General features: G+C 68.1%; 12 protein-coding genes. 3 read left to right on the top strand and 9 right to left on the bottom strand.

Going from position 1 to position 14,954, the window contains the following annotated elements; translation table 11 throughout:
* The first annotated feature begins 5 nt into the window (after positions 1-5).
* Positions 6-1,136, top strand: coding sequence for an efflux RND transporter periplasmic adaptor subunit (locus AC5QAH_RS13655; protein ID WP_010480785.1), 1,131 nt, complete (start codon positions 6-8; stop codon positions 1,134-1,136).
* Between the two features lie 4 nt (positions 1,137-1,140).
* Positions 1,141-4,302 carry an efflux RND transporter permease subunit gene (locus AC5QAH_RS13650; protein ID WP_495232403.1) on the top strand — a complete coding sequence of 1,054 codons (3,162 nt, stop codon included), beginning with the start codon at positions 1,141-1,143 and terminating at the stop codon, positions 4,300-4,302.
* Positions 4,303-4,384: 82 nt separating this feature from the next.
* On the opposite strand, the gene AC5QAH_RS13645 is transcribed toward AC5QAH_RS13650, so the two are convergent.
* Positions 4,385-5,290 (bottom strand): LysR family transcriptional regulator, encoded by a 906-nt coding sequence (locus AC5QAH_RS13645; RefSeq protein ID WP_043400179.1) that lies wholly within the window; start codon positions 5,288-5,290, stop codon positions 4,385-4,387.
* A gap of 118 nt (positions 5,291-5,408) precedes the next feature.
* Between AC5QAH_RS13645 and AC5QAH_RS13640 the strand changes: the two genes are divergently transcribed.
* Positions 5,409-6,182 carry an SDR family oxidoreductase gene (locus AC5QAH_RS13640; protein ID WP_191863795.1) on the top strand — a complete coding sequence of 258 codons (774 nt, stop codon included), beginning with the start codon at positions 5,409-5,411 and terminating at the stop codon, positions 6,180-6,182.
* Positions 6,183-6,289: 107 nt separating this feature from the next.
* Here AC5QAH_RS13640 and leuB read toward each other — a convergent pair whose 3' ends face one another.
* From leuB to ilvG, 8 genes are all read right to left on the bottom strand, one after another.
* A complete protein-coding gene (gene leuB / locus AC5QAH_RS13635; protein WP_159360555.1) occupies positions 6,290-7,351 on the bottom strand; it encodes a 3-isopropylmalate dehydrogenase in 1,062 nt (353 codons plus the stop codon).
* The gene (gene leuD, locus AC5QAH_RS13630; RefSeq protein ID WP_049413324.1) at positions 7,341-7,919 is read right to left on the bottom strand and encodes a 3-isopropylmalate dehydratase small subunit; all 579 of its coding nucleotides are present in this window, start codon (positions 7,917-7,919) and stop codon (positions 7,341-7,343) included. Before leuD ends, leuB begins: the two co-directional genes overlap by 11 nt.
* Positions 7,919-9,337, bottom strand: coding sequence for a 3-isopropylmalate dehydratase large subunit (leuC, locus tag AC5QAH_RS13625; protein WP_126560993.1), 1,419 nt, complete (start codon positions 9,335-9,337; stop codon positions 7,919-7,921). Before leuC ends, leuD begins: the two co-directional genes overlap by 1 nt.
* A gap of 60 nt (positions 9,338-9,397) precedes the next feature.
* Complete coding sequence (locus tag AC5QAH_RS13620) at positions 9,398-10,177, bottom strand: class I SAM-dependent methyltransferase (RefSeq protein ID WP_495232402.1); 780 nt, start codon at positions 10,175-10,177, stop codon at positions 9,398-9,400.
* Between the two features lie 10 nt (positions 10,178-10,187).
* Positions 10,188-11,774 carry a 2-isopropylmalate synthase gene (locus AC5QAH_RS13615; RefSeq protein WP_478415272.1) on the bottom strand — a complete coding sequence of 529 codons (1,587 nt, stop codon included), beginning with the start codon at positions 11,772-11,774 and terminating at the stop codon, positions 10,188-10,190.
* The gene (locus tag AC5QAH_RS13610) at positions 11,771-12,862 is read right to left on the bottom strand and encodes a threonine dehydratase (protein ID WP_049435307.1); all 1,092 of its coding nucleotides are present in this window, start codon (positions 12,860-12,862) and stop codon (positions 11,771-11,773) included. The genes AC5QAH_RS13615 and AC5QAH_RS13610 overlap by 4 nt, the downstream gene beginning before the upstream one ends.
* Before the next feature lie 96 nt (positions 12,863-12,958).
* On the bottom strand, positions 12,959-13,210 hold the full coding sequence (locus AC5QAH_RS13605; protein WP_495232401.1) for an ACT domain-containing protein: 252 nt from the start codon (positions 13,208-13,210) through the stop codon (positions 12,959-12,961).
* Positions 13,194-14,930, bottom strand: coding sequence for an acetolactate synthase 2 catalytic subunit (gene ilvG / locus AC5QAH_RS13600; RefSeq protein WP_495232400.1), 1,737 nt, complete (start codon positions 14,928-14,930; stop codon positions 13,194-13,196). Before ilvG ends, AC5QAH_RS13605 begins: the two co-directional genes overlap by 17 nt.
* Positions 14,931-14,954: the final 24 nt, after the last annotated feature.

Genomic DNA, 14,954 nt, shown 5'->3' with positions numbered 1-14,954 from the left:
GACCGATGAAGATCGTGCGCTGGATGGGCGGTATGGTGTGGGTGGCTGCGCTGGCAGCCTGTTCGGGACAGGAACAGGCGCCGCAGGCGGCCGTGCCGGTACTGGTGGTTCACCCCGGCGAACAGGCCGGGCAGGCGCCGGCGGCGTTCCCGGGCACGGTGCGTGCCCGGCAGGAAAGCCCGCTGTCGTTCCGCGTCGGTGGCAACCTGGTCAAGCGCCACGTCGATGCCGGGCAACGGGTGAAGAAGGGCGACGTGCTGGCCGAGCTGGATGCAGCCGACTTCGCATTGCAGGCCCGCGCTTCGCAGGCGCAGCTGGCCGCAGCTGAAGCCGACCTGGTGCGTGCCCGCGATGATCTCAAGCGCTACCAGGTACTGGCCGACCAGCAACTGGTCAGCCGTTCGCAGCTGGACCAGCAGTCCGCCGCCTTCAAAGCGGCGCAGGGCCAGGCCAACGCCGCCCGCGCCAACCTCGATGTGCTGCGCAACCAGGCCGACTACGCGCAGCTGCGCGCACCGGCTGACGGCGTGATCGCCAGCCGCGAGGCCGAGGCCGGGCAGGTGGTGTCCGCCGGACAGACCATCTTCAACCTGGCCGCCGACGGTGGCCGCGAAGTGCTGATCGACCTGCCCGAAGCCACCATCCGCGACTACGCGGTCGGCCAGCCGGTCGAGGTGGAGTTGTGGAACCGCCCGGGGCAGCGCCTGCCAGGCACGATCCGCGAGATTGCCGCCGCCGCCGATCCGCAGGCACGCACCTACGCGACGCGGGTCAGCCTGGCCGCCGATGCGCTGGCCGATGTCGAGCTGGGCCAGAGCGCGCGCGTCTACAGCAGCGCCGGCCGCCACGGCACCCTGCAGCTGCCGCTGGGCGCACTGCAGCGCGGTGCCAACGGTGCCGCCAGCGTGTGGGTGGTCGATCCGGCCAACAGTACGCTGAAGGCCGCAGCGGTCACCACTGGGGCGTTTGGCAGCGAGACGGTGCCGGTACTGTCCGGCGTGAACGCGGGTGACTGGGTGGTTGCTGCCGGCGGCCACCTGTTGCGGGCGGGCCAGCCGGTGATCGCGGTGGATCGTCAGAACCGCCCGGTGCTGAAGCCGGCTACGCCGGCGGCTGCCGCCAAGGCCAAGGAGTAAGCCGGTGCGCCGCTTCAATCTTTCCGAGTGGGCGCTGTCCAACCGCCCGCTGGTGCTGTTCGCGATGCTCGCCTTCGCCCTCATCGGCGCATGGTCGTACAAGCATCTGGGCCAGTCCGAAGACCCGCCGTTCACCTTCAAGGCGATGGTGGTGCGCACGCTATGGCCGGGCGCCACCGCCGAGCAGGTCTCGCGGCAGGTGACCGAGCCGATCGAGAAGGCGTTGATGAACACCGGCGAGTACGAGTTCATCCGCTCGTACTCGCGCCCGGGCGAATCGCAGGTCATCTTCATGGCCCGCGACAGCCTGCGTTCCAGGCAGATTCCGGACCTCTGGTACCAGGTGCGCAAGCGCGTGGGTGACATCCGCCCGACGCTGCCGCGCGAGATCGTCGGCCCGTTCTTCAACGATGAGTTCGGCGATACCTACGGCAACATCTATGCGTTGACCGGCAAGGGCTTCGACTACGCGGTGATGCGTGACTACGCCGACCGCATCCAGCTGGAACTGCAGCGCGTGCCCGACGTCGGCAAGATCGACCTGGTCGGCCTGCAGGACGAGAAGGTGTGGATCGAGCTGTCCAACACCCGGCTGGCCACGCTGGGCGTGTCGATGCAGCAGGTGCAGCAGGCACTGGCCGACCAGAATGCGGTGACCGGCACCAGCTTCTTCGAGACCGCCACCGATCGCGTGCAGCTGCGCGTGACCGGCCAGTTCAACGACATCGAAGCGATCCGCCAGTTCCCGATCCGCGCCGGTGACCGCACCGTGCACCTGGGCGACATCGCCGAGGTCAAGCGTGGCTTCGCCGATCCCGCGTCGCCGAAGATGCGCTTCATGGGTGAAGAGGCGATTGGGCTGGCGGTGGCGATGAAGGATGGCGGTGACATCCTCAAGCTCGGCGCCAACCTCGATGCCGAGTTCGAACGCCTGCAGAAGACCCTGCCGGCCGGTATGCAGCTGCGCAAGGTGTCCGACCAGCCGCAGTCGGTGGAAGAGTCGGTCGGCGAGTTCGTGCAGGTACTGACCGAGGCGGTGGTGATCGTGCTGCTGGTCAGCTTCTTCTCGCTGGGCCTGCGCACCGGTCTGGTGGTGGGCGTGACCATCCCGCTGGTGCTGGCGATGACGTTCTTCGTCATGCACTACTTCGACATCGGCCTGCACAAGATCTCGCTGGGCGCACTGGTGCTGGCGCTGGGCCTGCTGGTGGACGATGCGATCATCGCGGTGGAGATGATGGCCACCAAGATGGAACAGGGTTACGACCGCCTGCGCGCGGCCAGTTTTGCCTGGGAATCAACTGCGTTCCCGATGCTGACCGGTACGCTGATCACTGCGGCTGGCTTCCTGCCGATCGCTACCGCGGCATCGAGCACCGGTGAGTACACCCGTTCTCTGTTCCAGGTGGTGACCATCGCGCTGGTGGTGTCGTGGATCGCGGCGGTGCTGTTCATCCCGTACCTGGGCGACAAGATGCTGCCGGACCTGTTCAATCCGCAGCCGCCGAAGCCGGGCAGCCTGTCCGCGCGCTGGCATGCCAGGCGCCAGCAGTGGGCCGACCGCTACCCGGCGCTGGCCAACCTGATCGCGCCGCCGCAGCACGGGCATGACCATGATCCGTACCAGCGCCCGTTCTACCGCAGTTTCCGTCGCTTCCTCGATGGCTGCCTGCGTCACCGCTGGTGGGTGATCGCCGCGACCATCGCGCTGTTCGTGTTCTCGCTGATGCTGTTCCGCTTCGTGCCGCAGCAGTTCTTCCCGGATTCGACCCGGCCGGAATTGATGGTGGACATCGAGCTGGCCGAGGGCGCGTCGCTGCGCTCGACCCAGGCCCAGGCCGAGAAGCTGGAGAAGCTGCTGTCCAGCCGCGAGGGCATTGCCAACTACGTCTCCTACGTGGGCACCGGTTCGCCGCGCTTCTACCTGCCGCTGGACCAGCAGCTGCCGGCCACCAACTTCGCCCAGTTCGTGGTGCTGGCCAAGGACATCAAATCGCGCGAAAGCACCCGTGACTGGCTGCTGCACGAAGTGATTCCGAAGTTCCCGGACGTGCAGATGCGCGTGACCCGCCTGGAGAACGGCCCGCCGGTCGGCTATCCGGTGCAGATGCGTATTTCCGGCGAGCACATCGAGAAGGTGCAGGCGATCGCGCGCCAGGTCGAAGCCAAGGTGCGTGAGAACCCACACGTGATGAACGTGAACCTGGACTGGAGCGAGCCGAGCAAGGTCGTGCGGCTGGTGATCGACCAGGAGCGCGCCCGCGCGCTGGGCGTGAGCAGTGCCCAGGTCAGCCAGTTCCTGTCCAGTTCGCTGGCTGGGCAGTCGGTGAGCGTGTACCGCGAAGGCAACCGCCAGATCGAGATGCTGCTGCGTGGCCCGGCCGATGAGCGCAACCAGCTGGAGCTGCTGTCCAGCCTGTCGATGCCGACCGCCAACGGCGGCAGCATCACGCTGTCGCAGGTGGCGACGATGGAGTATGGCTTTGAGGACGGCATCATCTGGCACCGCAACCGGTTGCCGACGGTGACCGTGCGTGCCGACATCAGCGACGGCATGCAGCCGCTGGACGTAGTGCACCAGATCCTGCCGACGCTGGACGGGATCCGCGCTGAACTGCCCAGTGGCTACCTGCTGGAGACCGGCGGTACGGTGGAGGATTCGGCCCGTGGCCAGAACTCGATCAAGGCCGGCATGCCGCTGTTCCTGGTGGTGGTGGCCACGCTGCTGATGCTGCAGCTGCGCAGCTTCTCGCGTGCGGCGATGGTGCTGGTAACCGCGCCGCTGGGCATCATCGGTGCGACGTTGTTCCTGCTGCTGTTCCGCGCGCCGTTCGGCTTCGTGGCGCTGCTGGGCACGATTGCACTGGCGGGGATGATCATGCGCAACTCGGTGATCCTGATCGACCAGATCCAGCAGGATATCGATGCCGGGCATGATCGCTGGCATTCGATCATCGATGCCACGGTGCGCCGTTTCCGCCCGATCGTGCTGACCGCGCTGGCGGCGGTGCTGGCGATGATTCCGCTGTCGCGCAGTGCGTTCTATGGCTCGATGGCGATTTCGATCATGGGTGGCCTGATCGTGGGCACGGTGCTGACCCTGGTATTCCTGCCGGCGCTGTACGCGGCGTGGTTCCGGGTGAAGCCGGACGAATCCGGGGCATAACGCCCCGGGTTCTACGGCCACCGCCTCTGGTAGGTGCCAACCTTGGTTGGCACGGATGCATGCATCCACGCATGGCGTGGAGCTACTGCAGCTGCAGGCCGCTCCGCAGCACCGGCAGCAGCCATTCGATGAACACCTGCACGCGCAGCGCACGGTGGTGCCGATGCGGTTGCAACAGAGTCACCGGCAACGGCTGCGCCACATACTGCGGCATCACTTCCACCAGTTCGCCGGATTGCAGTTCCGCCTGCACGTCGTAGCGCGGAATCTGCAGCAAGCCCAGTCCGGCTACGCAGCACGCGATCGACGCCTCGGCGCTGTTCACCCGCACCCAGCCGGGCATCGGCAGCGTGCGCAGCTGGCCGCCGTCCTGCCACTCCCACGGTTCCACCCGTGCCGTGGTCGGCGACGCATAGTTCACTGCGCGGTGCTGCTGCAGGTCGGCAGGATGCTGCGGTACACCGTGTTCGCGCAGGTAGGCCGGCGCCGCAACGTTGACGAAATCCAGCTGCCCCAGCGTGCGCGCCACCAGGCTGGAGTCACCCAGCTGGCCGACCCGCAGCACCGCATCGCAGCCGTCTTCGATCAGGTTCACCGCGCGGTCGGTCATGCCCAGGTCGACTTCCACCTGCGGATACTGCGCGAAGAACCCTGGCAGCGCCGGAGCGATGATGCGACGGCCGATGCGACTGGGCACGTCGATCTTCAGCAAACCGACCGGTTGCGCGTCGTCCTGGCGGAACAGCGATTCGGCGTCTTCAACCTCGGCGATCAGGCGCAGGCAGCGCGCATGGAACACGTCGCCATCGTGGGTGGTGGAGACGCGACGGGTGGAGCGCTGAAGCAGGCGGGTGCCGAGCCGCTGCTCCAACTCCGCAATGGCTGCCGAGACGGTGGAGCGGGGTAGGCCGAGCTGGTCGGCGGCGCGGGTGAAGCTGGCGCACTCCACCACCCGGGTGAAGATGCGGAAGCGATCGATCCGGTCCATTGTTCGCTGGCTCTGGAAAGTTAAGTCAATGTGGCGGGCTTTATCCGCATTTTCTGCACGATATCGTCGTCAGGGCAGGGTTGCCACCCCGGGCAGCCTCCTCCCCGAGACCGAAGCCATGACCGACCATTCCCTCAAGGGCAAGACCGTGCTGATCGCTGGTGGCGCCAAGAACCTGGGCGGCCTGATCGCCCGCGACTTCGCTGCACAGGGCGCCAAAGCCATCGTCATCCACTACAACAGCGCCGCCACCCAGGCCGATGCAGAGGCGACCGTCGCCGCCGTGCAGGCCGCCGGCAGCAAGGCGGTGGCCCTGCAGGGGGACCTGACCTCGGCGGCAGCGATGGAGCGCTTGTTCGCCGATGCCGTGGCCGCAGTCGGCCGTCCCGACATCGCCATCAATACGGTCGGCAAGGTATTGAAGAAACCGCTGCTGGACATCAGCGAAGCGGAGTACGACGAGATGAGCGCGGTCAACGCCAAGGCGGCGTTCTTCTTCCTCAAGGAAGCCGGCCGCCACGTCAATGACGGTGGGCGCATCTGCACCCTGGTCACCTCATTGCTGGGTGCCTACACGCCGTTCTATTCCAGCTACGCCGGTACCAAGGCGCCAGTCGAGCACTTCACCCGCGCGGCGTCGAAGGAGTTCGGTGAGCGCGGCATTTCGGTGACCGCGATCGGCCCCGGTCCGATGGACACGCCGTTCTTCTACCCGGCAGAGAGTGCCGACGCGCAGGCGTACCACAAGACCGCGGCGGCGCTGTCCGCATTCACCCGCACCGGCCTGACCGATATCGCCGATATCGTGCCGTGGATCCGCTTCCTGGTGACCGATGGCTGGTGGATGACCGGGCAGACGATTCTGGTCAATGGTGGGTACACCACCAAGTAAGGCAGCCACGCATGGCGTGGCTGCCCGCTACCTGTAGCGTCGAGCCATGCTCGACGGCTGTTGAACGAGCCGGGCATGGCTCGGCTCTACAGGCGTTGCCCGATGGGTCAGCGCAGCTTGGCCAGCACCGCGTCGGTGGCTGCAGCGGTACTCACGGCCTGGCCCTTGGCGGCCAGGTCGGCAGTGAACACCCCATCATCCAGCACCGCATGCACGGCGGCTTCCACCGCGGCGGCTTCGGCTTCCAGGCCCAGCGAATGGCGCAGCAGCATCGCCGCGCTGAAGATCGTTGCGTACGGATTGGCGATGCCCTTGCCGGCGATGTCCGGGGCCGAACCGTGGATGGGCTCGTAGATGCCCACCGCGCCCGGCTCACCCAGCGAGGCCGACGGCAGCAGGCCCAGCGAGCCGGCCAGCATCGAGGCTTCATCGGTGAGGATGTCGCCGAACATGTTCTCGGTCACGATCACGTCGTACTCGCGCGGCTTGGCCAGCAGGTGCATGGCCATCGAATCGACCAGCTGGTGCTCCAGGGCAACGTCCGGGAACTCCTCGCGGCCGATGCGCGCGGCCACGTCACGCCACAGGCGCGAGGTTTCCAGCACGTTGGCCTTGTCCACCGAGGTGACCTTGCCGCGACGCTGCTGCGCCAGGCGGAAGGCACTGCGCAGCACGCGTTCGATCTCGGCCACGGTGTAGCGGCACAGGTCGCTGGCGCTGTCGGCGTCGCGGGTCTTGTCGCCGAAGTAGATGCCACCGGTCAGCTCGCGCACCACCACGAAGTCCACGCCCTGCAGCAGCTCGGCCTTGATCGGCGAGGCATGCAGCGCGGCTTCGTGGGTGCGCACCGGGCGCAGGTTGGCGTACAGGCCCAGCGCCTTGCGGATCGCCAGCAGGCCCTGTTCGGGGCGCACCTTGGCGTTCGGGTCGGACCACTTCGGGCCGCCAACCGCGCCCAGCAGCACGGCGTTGGCGGCCTGGCAGGCAGTCAACGTGGAGGCGGGCAGCGGTTCGCCATGACGGTCGATGGCGATGCCACCGATGTCGTGCTCGCTGAAGGTGAAGGTGTGGTTGAAGCGTTCGGCGACGGCCTTCAGGACGGCCACTGCCGCGGCGGCCACTTCCGGGCCGATGCCATCACCGGGCAGGACAACAATCTCAGCGTGCATGCTCACTCTCGTAACGTTCGATTTCAGGGACACGGCCCAACAGATACCCCAACTGGTCGACGCCTTCCAGCAGGCAGGTCTGCGAGAAGCCATCCAGCGGGAAGGAATAGACGCGGCCATCGGGCGTGTGCAGTTCGCGCGCAGCCACGTCGATGGTCAGCTCATCGTCCGGGCGCTGCATCAGCGCCTGCACGTCGGCCTCGTCCAGCACGATCGGCAGCAGGCCGTTCTTCAGCGAGTTGCCGCGGAAAATATCTGCGATCTCGCTGCTGACGATGGCACGCAGGCCCAGGTCGGTCAGTGCCCACGGCGCATGCTCGCGCGAGGAACCGCAGCCGAAGTTGCGGCCCGCCAGCAGGATGCTGCGGCCGGCGTTGTGCGGCTGGTTGAAGGCGAAGTCAGCCACCGGCGAACCGTCGGCCTGCCAGCGCCAGTCGTTGAAGGCGTTGCGGCCCAGGCCGGCACGTTCGGTGGTGGACAGGAACCGCGCCGGGATGATCTGGTCGGTGTCGATGTTGGTCTGGCGCAGCACCACACTGGCCGAGGTCAGGGTACGGAAACCGGCCATCACGCCACCTCCTGTGCGAACAGTTCGCGGGTATCGGCAACGTGCCCGTTCACAGCGGCCCACGCCGCGCTCATCGGCGACGCCAGCAGCGTGCGCGAACCGGGGCCCTGGCGGCCTTCGAAATTGCGGTTGCTGGTGCTCACGGCCAGCTGGCCGGGTGCGACCAGATCGCCGTTCATGGCGATGCACATCGAGCAGCCCGGCTCGCGCCACTCGGCACCGGCCGCGCGCACGATTTCGTGGATGCCTTCGGCCTCGGCCTCGCGCTTGACGATCTCCGAGCCCGGCACCACCAGCATGCGCACGCGGTCAGCGACGCGGCGGCCGCGCAGGACCTGCGCGACTTCGCGCATGTCGCTCAGGCGGCCATTGGTGCACGAACCGACGAACACCACGTCCACCGGCGTACCGGCCAGCGCCTTGCCCGCCTGGAAGTGCATGTAGTCCAGGCCCTTCTGTGCGGCGGCGTCGTTGGCCGCCGGAATCGGCGCGTCCACTGCGATGGCCGTGCCCGGATGGGTGCCCCAGGTCAGGGTCGGGCGGATGTCGGCGGCGTCGATGCGTACTTCGCTGTCGAAGCGTGCGCCGTCATCGCTGCGCAGCTGCTTCCAGCGTGCGACGGCGGCGTCGAACTCGGGACCCTTGGGACCACGCGGCGTGCGGGCGACGAAGTCGAAGGTGACCTGGTCCGGCGCCACCATGCCGGCACGCGCGCCGGCTTCGATCGACATGTTGCACAGGGTCATGCGCTGTTCCATGTCCATCGCTTCGATGGTGCTGCCACGGAACTCGATGACGTGGCCGGTGCCACCGTTGACGCCGATCACGCCGATGATGTGCAGCACCACGTCCTTGGCGCCGACGCCTGGCGCCAATGGGCCATCAACGGTGATGGCAAAGGTCTTCGCCTTGCGCTGCAGCAGGCACTGCGTGGCCAGCACGTGGCCGACTTCGCTGGTGCCGATGCCGAAGGCCAGCGAACCGAAGGCACCATGGGTGGAGGTGTGGCTATCGCCGCAGACGATGGTCATGCCCGGCTGCGTGAAGCCCTGTTCCGGCGCGATCACGTGGACGATGCCGCGGTTGTCCGAGGCCATGTCGAACAGCTCGATGCCATGCTCGGCGCAGTTGCGCGCCAGCGTGGCGACCTGTGCCTCGGAGGCGGCGCTGGCATAGGGCAGCGTGCCGTCAGCGGCGGCCGGCAGCGTCGGTGTGGAGTGATCCATCGTCGCCTTGGTGCGGTCCGGGCGGCGCGGCGACAAGCCGCGCTCGCGCAGCTCGGTGAACGCCTGCGGCGAGGTCACCTCGTGGATCAGGTGCAGGTCGATGTACAGCACGGCGGGCGCGCTGTCGGATTCGGGAACCACCACGTGGGCGTCCCACAGTTTGTCGTACAGGGTGCGGGGTGCGGAAGTCATGCGTATGCCTGGCAGAAGTACGAAATAGCGAACATCAGTAAAGAAAGCGGAACGGTCAAGTCAGCGACGGCGGGCGAGCACGCGCAGCCGCACGTAGTCCGCCAGCGGCTGGCCGGCGGCATTGCGCGGCAGCTCGGCCAGCAGCGCGGTGGCGGCCTCGCGCACCGTAGCGCGTGCCTCGGCTGGCAGGTCGTCCAGCAGCGGCGCGGCGAAGACGCGCAGCCAGCCGGCCACGCCGGTCGGCAATGCCGTTGGGCGCGGCGTGCACTCGATCAGTTGCACCTGGAAGCCATGCTGGCGCAGGCGGTCGGCGTAGGCATCGGCCGTCGGGAAGTACCACTGGAAGGCGCTGGCGCCATGGCCGTGCGCCACGCGTGCGGCCTGCACGGCCGCGATGATCGTGGCCACGTTGCCATGGCCGCCGAACTCGGCGACGAAGCGGCCACCGGGGCGCAGCGCGCGGCGTACGCCTTCCAGCACGCGGTCCGGGGTGCCCATCCAATGCAGTGCCGCGTTGCTGAACACTGCATCGAACTCGCTGTCGAACGACAGTGCGTGGCCGTCCATCACCTGGGCATCGACACCGCGCGCGCGGGCGGCGATCACCAGTTCCGGCGAGGCATCCACGCCGTGGATGCGTGCGCCGCTCAGGGCCAGTTCGGTGCTGAGCACGCCATCGCCACAGCCCAGGTCGAGGATGCGCTCACCGGCGCGCGGATCGAGCAGGCGCGAGACCGCGCCGCCGAGCAGCGGCACGAAGCCGGCATCGATCGCATAGTCCTGGGCGTTCCACTGCTGGCCAGCGGCGCTGGCCGGGGTGGGGGTGTCGAAGGCGCTCATGGCGGGTTCCTCAGGCGGTGGCGGGGGTGGGAACGTCGGTGCTGCTGTGGGCGGCGGCCTGGCGCTGGCGCAGCAAACGGTTGGCAACATCCAGCCAGGCCAGCGCGGAGGCTTCGATGATGTCCTTGCTGGTGCCGGTGCCGTCGTACTCCACGCCTTCGTGGCGCACGCTCAGGTTGGCTTCGCCGCGCGCATCGGCGCCGATGCCGACGCTGTGTACGTGGTAGCTGTCCAGCATCAGCTGCACGCCGGTGGCGGCCGACAGTGCGCCGAACAGCGCATCGACCGGGCCGTCGCCCTGTGCGGTTTCGGCGACACGGTTGCCATCCGGGTCGGACAGTTCAACCAGCGCGTTGGCACGGCTGCCGACATCGCTGATGGTCATCGAGGCCAGGCGGTAGCCCTGTGCGTTGGAACCGCCCTGCATCAGCGTCTGCAGGTCGGCATCGGTGACCACGCGCTGCTGTTCGCACAGGCCCTTGAACTGCTCAAACACCAGCTTCAGTTCATCTTCGTCCAGCCAGAAGCCCAGCGCACGCAGGCGTGCTTCAACAGCGGCGCGGCCACTGTGGCGGCCCAGCACCATCTGCGAGTCTTCCCAGCCCACGTCTTCCGGGCGCATGATTTCGTAGGTGCCGCGATGGCGCAGCATGCCGTGCTGGTGGATGCCCGATTCGTGGGCGAACGCGTTGGCGCCGACGATGGCCTTGTTGCGCTGTACCGGCATGCCGACCAGGCGCTGCAGCAGCTGCGAGGTGCCGACGATGCGGGGGGTGTTGATCGCACTGTCCTGCTCGTAGAAGGCCTGGCGTACCTTCAGCACCATCGCGATCTCTTCCAGCGAACAGTTGCCGGCGCGCTCGCCGATGCCGTTGACGGTGCACTCGACCTGGCGCGCGCCGCCTTCGATGGCGGCCAGCGAGTTGGCCACGGCCAGGCCCAGATCGTTGTGGCAGTGCGCGCTGAAGATCACGTTGGCCGCGTTCGGTACATCGGCGACGCCGGCGATGACCTGCTGGAACATCGCGCGGATTTCTTCCGGCGTGGTGAAGCCGACGGTGTCCGGCAGGTTGATGGTGGTGGCGCCGGCGGCAATGGCCACGCGCGAGACGTCGATCAGGTAATCCAGCTCGGTGCGGGTGGCATCCTCGGCCGAGAATTCGACATCGTCGATGTAGGAACGCGCCAGCGCAACGTGCTTGCGTACCGACTCCAGTACCTGCTCGCGGGTCATGCGCAGCTTGTGTTCGCGGTGCAGCGGGCTGGTCGACAGGAACACGTGCAGGCGCGGGTTGGCCGCGGCTTCCAGTGCACGTGCCGAGGTCTCGATATCGGCCTGCAGGCAGCGCGACAGCACCGCCAGGCTCAGGCTCGGTCGGCGCAGTTCGCGGCCGATCAGTGCCATCGCCTCGCGGTCGGACTGCGAGCTGGCCGGGAAGCCGGTTTCGATGATGTCCACACCCAGTTCGTCCAGCGCACGCGCCATCACCAGCTTCTGCGGCGGGCTCATGCTGCAGCCGGGGGACTGCTCGCCGTCACGCAGGGTGGTGTCGAAGATGCGGATGCGCGGGGTGGTAATTCGTTCGATGGTGGTCACAGGGAAATCTCCTCGACAGCGGGTGCGACGGCTTGCAGGGGGGAAGGGGAAGAGGTGGGGGAAGCGGTGGCGCTGGCCTTGCCGGGCGAGCGCGGTGTTTCGCTGCGCCGTCGCCGCGGTTTGCGTGGCGGGCGCGGACGGATGTCGGTGAGCAGGCCGGCCAGGACACCGGCATCGATGTTCCCGCCGGACACCACCGCGCACTTGCGGCGGCCGGCAACGCGGCGGCCGGCGGCCAGCGCCAGCGCACCGGCGCCCTCAGCGATGATGTGTTCTTCCAGCGCCAGCCGCACCAGGGTCTCGCGCAGCTCGGCCTCGCGCACGATCACCACGTCGTCCAGCAGCGAGGTGCACAGGCGGCGGGTCAGGAAGCCGGGGATCTTCACCCGCACGCCATCGGCCAGCGAGGCGACGGGGGCGATCTCACGGACATCGCCACGGATCGCGCGCGCCATCGAGTCAACGCCTTCCACCTGTGCACCAACCACGCGCACGCCCTGTGATTTCAGTGCCAGTGCAACGCCGGAGGCCAGGCCACCGCCGCCGATCGGCACGATCACCACGTCCGGCGCGTGCGCGGCCAGCTCGATGCCGACCGTACCCTGGCCGGCAATCACATCGGCATCGTCGAACGCGGACAGGAAGCGGTAGCCATGGCGCTGTGCCAGTTCGACCGCGAAGGCGTAGGCCTCGTCGTAACTGTTGCCATGCTGACGCACGGTGGCGCCCCAGTGGGCAACACCGGCGATCTTGGTGGCCGGTGCGCCGTGCGGCATCACGGTGATGGCCGGCACATCCAGGCGATAGGCCGCCCACGCCACGCCCTGGGCATGGTTGCCGGCCGAGGCGCAGATCACTGGCCGGGTGTCACCGCGCTCGCGACCGGCCAGCAGCGCATTCAATGCGCCGCGTACCTTGTAGGAACCGGTGCGCTGCAGGTTCTCCAGCTTCAGCCAAGTGCCGAAGCGCTCGGCATGGTGCAGCGGGGTGGGTGGCAGGAAGCGGCGCAGGCGGGCCTGCGCGGCCAGGACGTCGGCGACGCTTACGTCGCCGACATCGCTTTCCTGGCTGGCATCAGCGGCCGGCATGGGCCACCAGCGCGGTGCGGTCGACCGCCGCATGCGGGCACGGGCGACGAAGAAGACGCCTCCGTACCGGCACCGTGGTCGCTACGGTACGGGTGTTCATGGTGCTACTCCTTCCACGGCCGTGACCTGCACGGACACGCAGTCGTAGATCTTCTCGATCTGCCGGCACAGCGTTTCGGCCGGGCGCTGGCCATCCACCACCATCTGCAGGTGCCAGCGGCCATCGTCGGCGGCCACCGGCGCGCCGCTGATCGCGCGCGGCGCGAAGCCGCGACGCTCGGCCATGCCGATCACGCGCAGCAGCGCGCCTTCGGCCGGGTGCAGCACCAGGTCAAGCCGGTATTGCATTGGGGGTCTCCTGGCGGGCATGGGCGGGGTTGCTTTCCAGCATCGTGCTGTTGGCGGTGTTCGGCGGCACCAGCGGCCACACGTTGGCGCGTGCATCAATGGCCACGTGCAGCAGTGCCGGGCCCGGTTCGGCCAGCAGCGCGGCCAGGCCGCCTTCCACGTCGTCGCGGTTGTCGATGCGGGTGGCGGCGATGCCGAACACCTGCGCCAATGCCACGAAGTCCGGGTTGTCGGACAGGTCGATCTCGCTGTAACGCTCGGCGAAGAACAGCTCCTGCCACTGCCGCACCATGCCCAGCGAACTGTTGTCCAGCAGCACGATCTTCACCGGCAGGCGGCAGCGGGCGATGGTCGCCAGCTCCTGCACGTTCATCATGAAGCTGCCATCGCCGGACACCAGCACCACGGTGCGGTCGGGGCAGGCGAACTGCGCGCCCATCGCCGCCGGCAGGCCGAAGCCCATGGTGCCCAGCGCGCCACTGGTCAGGTGGTTGCGCGGGTGGTTGAAGCGGCAGTGCTGGGCCACCCACATCTGGTGCTGGCCGACATCGCAGGCGATCACCGCATCGGCCGGGGCCAGCTCGCTCAGGCGCTTCAGCAACGCCGGTGCGTAGATGTGCTGGCCCGGTGCATCGTAGCGGGCGGCGAAGCGATCGCGGTGCTGCGCGCAACGCTTGCGCCATGCGTCCTGGTGGGCCCTGGGGGAGGGGAAGGCCGCACGCAGGGCGCGGATGGCGTGACCGACATTGCCAGGCACGGCCACGTCGGCACTGCGCAGCTTGGAGATCTCGTAGGCGTCTGCATCGATGTGGACGACACGGGCGAACGGTGCGAACTCGGCCAGCTTGCCGGTGGCGCGGTCATCGAAGCGCGCACCCAGCACCAGCAGCAGGTCGCTTTCCTGCACGGCCATGTTGGCCGCGCGGGTGCCATGCATGCCCAGCATGCCCAGCGACTGCGGATGGCTGGCCGGCAGCGCACCCAGGCCACGCAGGGTCATCACCGTGGGGATGGCGCTGGCCTCGACGAAGTCACGCAGGTCCTGCACCGCATCACCCAGGGCGATGCCACCACCGGCGTAGACCACCGGCTTCTCGGCCGCCGCCAGTGCGGCGATCGCCTCGGCGATGGCGGCCTCGGCTGGCGGCGGCGGCGGTTCGACGCTGCTGGGCACATGGGCCGGCAGATGGCTGGCATCGGCCAGCTGCACATCCTTGGGCAGGTCGATCAACACCGGACCGGGACGGCCCTCGCGGGCGATCCGGAACGCATCGGCCACCACGCGCGGCAGGTCATCGACGCTGCGCACCAGCCAGCTGTGCTTGACGATCGGCATCGTCAGCCCGAACACATCCAGTTCCTGGAAGGCATCGGTGCCCAGCAGCGGGGTGCCGACCTGACCGGTGATGCAGACCATCGGCACCGAATCCAGCATCGCGTCGGCAATGCCGGTGACCAGGTTCGAGGCGCCGGGGCCGGAGGTGGCCACGCAGACGCCCACCTGGTTGCTGGCGCGGGCGAAACCGTTGGCGGCCAGCGCCGCGCCCTGCTCATGGCGTACCAGGATGTGCTTCAGCGACGAATCCACCAGCGCGTCGTAGAACGGCATGATGGTGCCGCCGGGATAGCCGAACAGCGTACGGACACCCTCGGCCTCCAGCGCCTGGGTCAGCCAGCGCGCGCCGTTGGGCGGCGCGCTGCGGTGTGTGTGAGAGTTCATGGGGGACCTTGCAGAGCGGGTGGG

It is taken from the genome of Stenotrophomonas sp. YJH_SMC_43 (assembly GCF_059372535.1).
Note: the sequence above shows the minus strand (reverse complement) of the source record. Positions and strands in the feature narration are given on the sequence as shown.

Excerpts from the sequence above, each read along its gene's own strand:
- AC5QAH_RS13655 (WP_010480785.1), top strand. The coding sequence starts at position 6 with ATGAAGATCGTGCGCTGGATGGGCGGTATGGTGTGGGTGGCTGCGCTG.
- AC5QAH_RS13645 (WP_043400179.1), bottom strand. The coding sequence starts at position 5,290 with ATGGACCGGATCGATCGCTTCCGCATCTTCACCCGGGTGGTGGAGTGC.
- AC5QAH_RS13640 (WP_191863795.1), top strand. The coding sequence starts at position 5,409 with ATGACCGACCATTCCCTCAAGGGCAAGACCGTGCTGATCGCTGGTGGC.
- leuB (WP_159360555.1), bottom strand. The coding sequence starts at position 7,351 with ATGCACGCTGAGATTGTTGTCCTGCCCGGTGATGGCATCGGCCCGGAA.
- leuD (WP_049413324.1), bottom strand. The coding sequence starts at position 7,919 with ATGGCCGGTTTCCGTACCCTGACCTCGGCCAGTGTGGTGCTGCGCCAG.
- leuC (WP_126560993.1), bottom strand. The coding sequence starts at position 9,337 with ATGACTTCCGCACCCCGCACCCTGTACGACAAACTGTGGGACGCCCAC.
- AC5QAH_RS13620 (WP_495232402.1), bottom strand. The coding sequence starts at position 10,177 with ATGAGCGCCTTCGACACCCCCACCCCGGCCAGCGCCGCTGGCCAGCAG.
- AC5QAH_RS13610 (WP_049435307.1), bottom strand. The coding sequence starts at position 12,862 with ATGCCGGCCGCTGATGCCAGCCAGGAAAGCGATGTCGGCGACGTAAGC.
- AC5QAH_RS13605 (WP_495232401.1), bottom strand. The coding sequence starts at position 13,210 with ATGCAATACCGGCTTGACCTGGTGCTGCACCCGGCCGAAGGCGCGCTG.
- ilvG (WP_495232400.1), bottom strand. The coding sequence starts at position 14,930 with ATGAACTCTCACACACACCGCAGCGCGCCGCCCAACGGCGCGCGCTGG.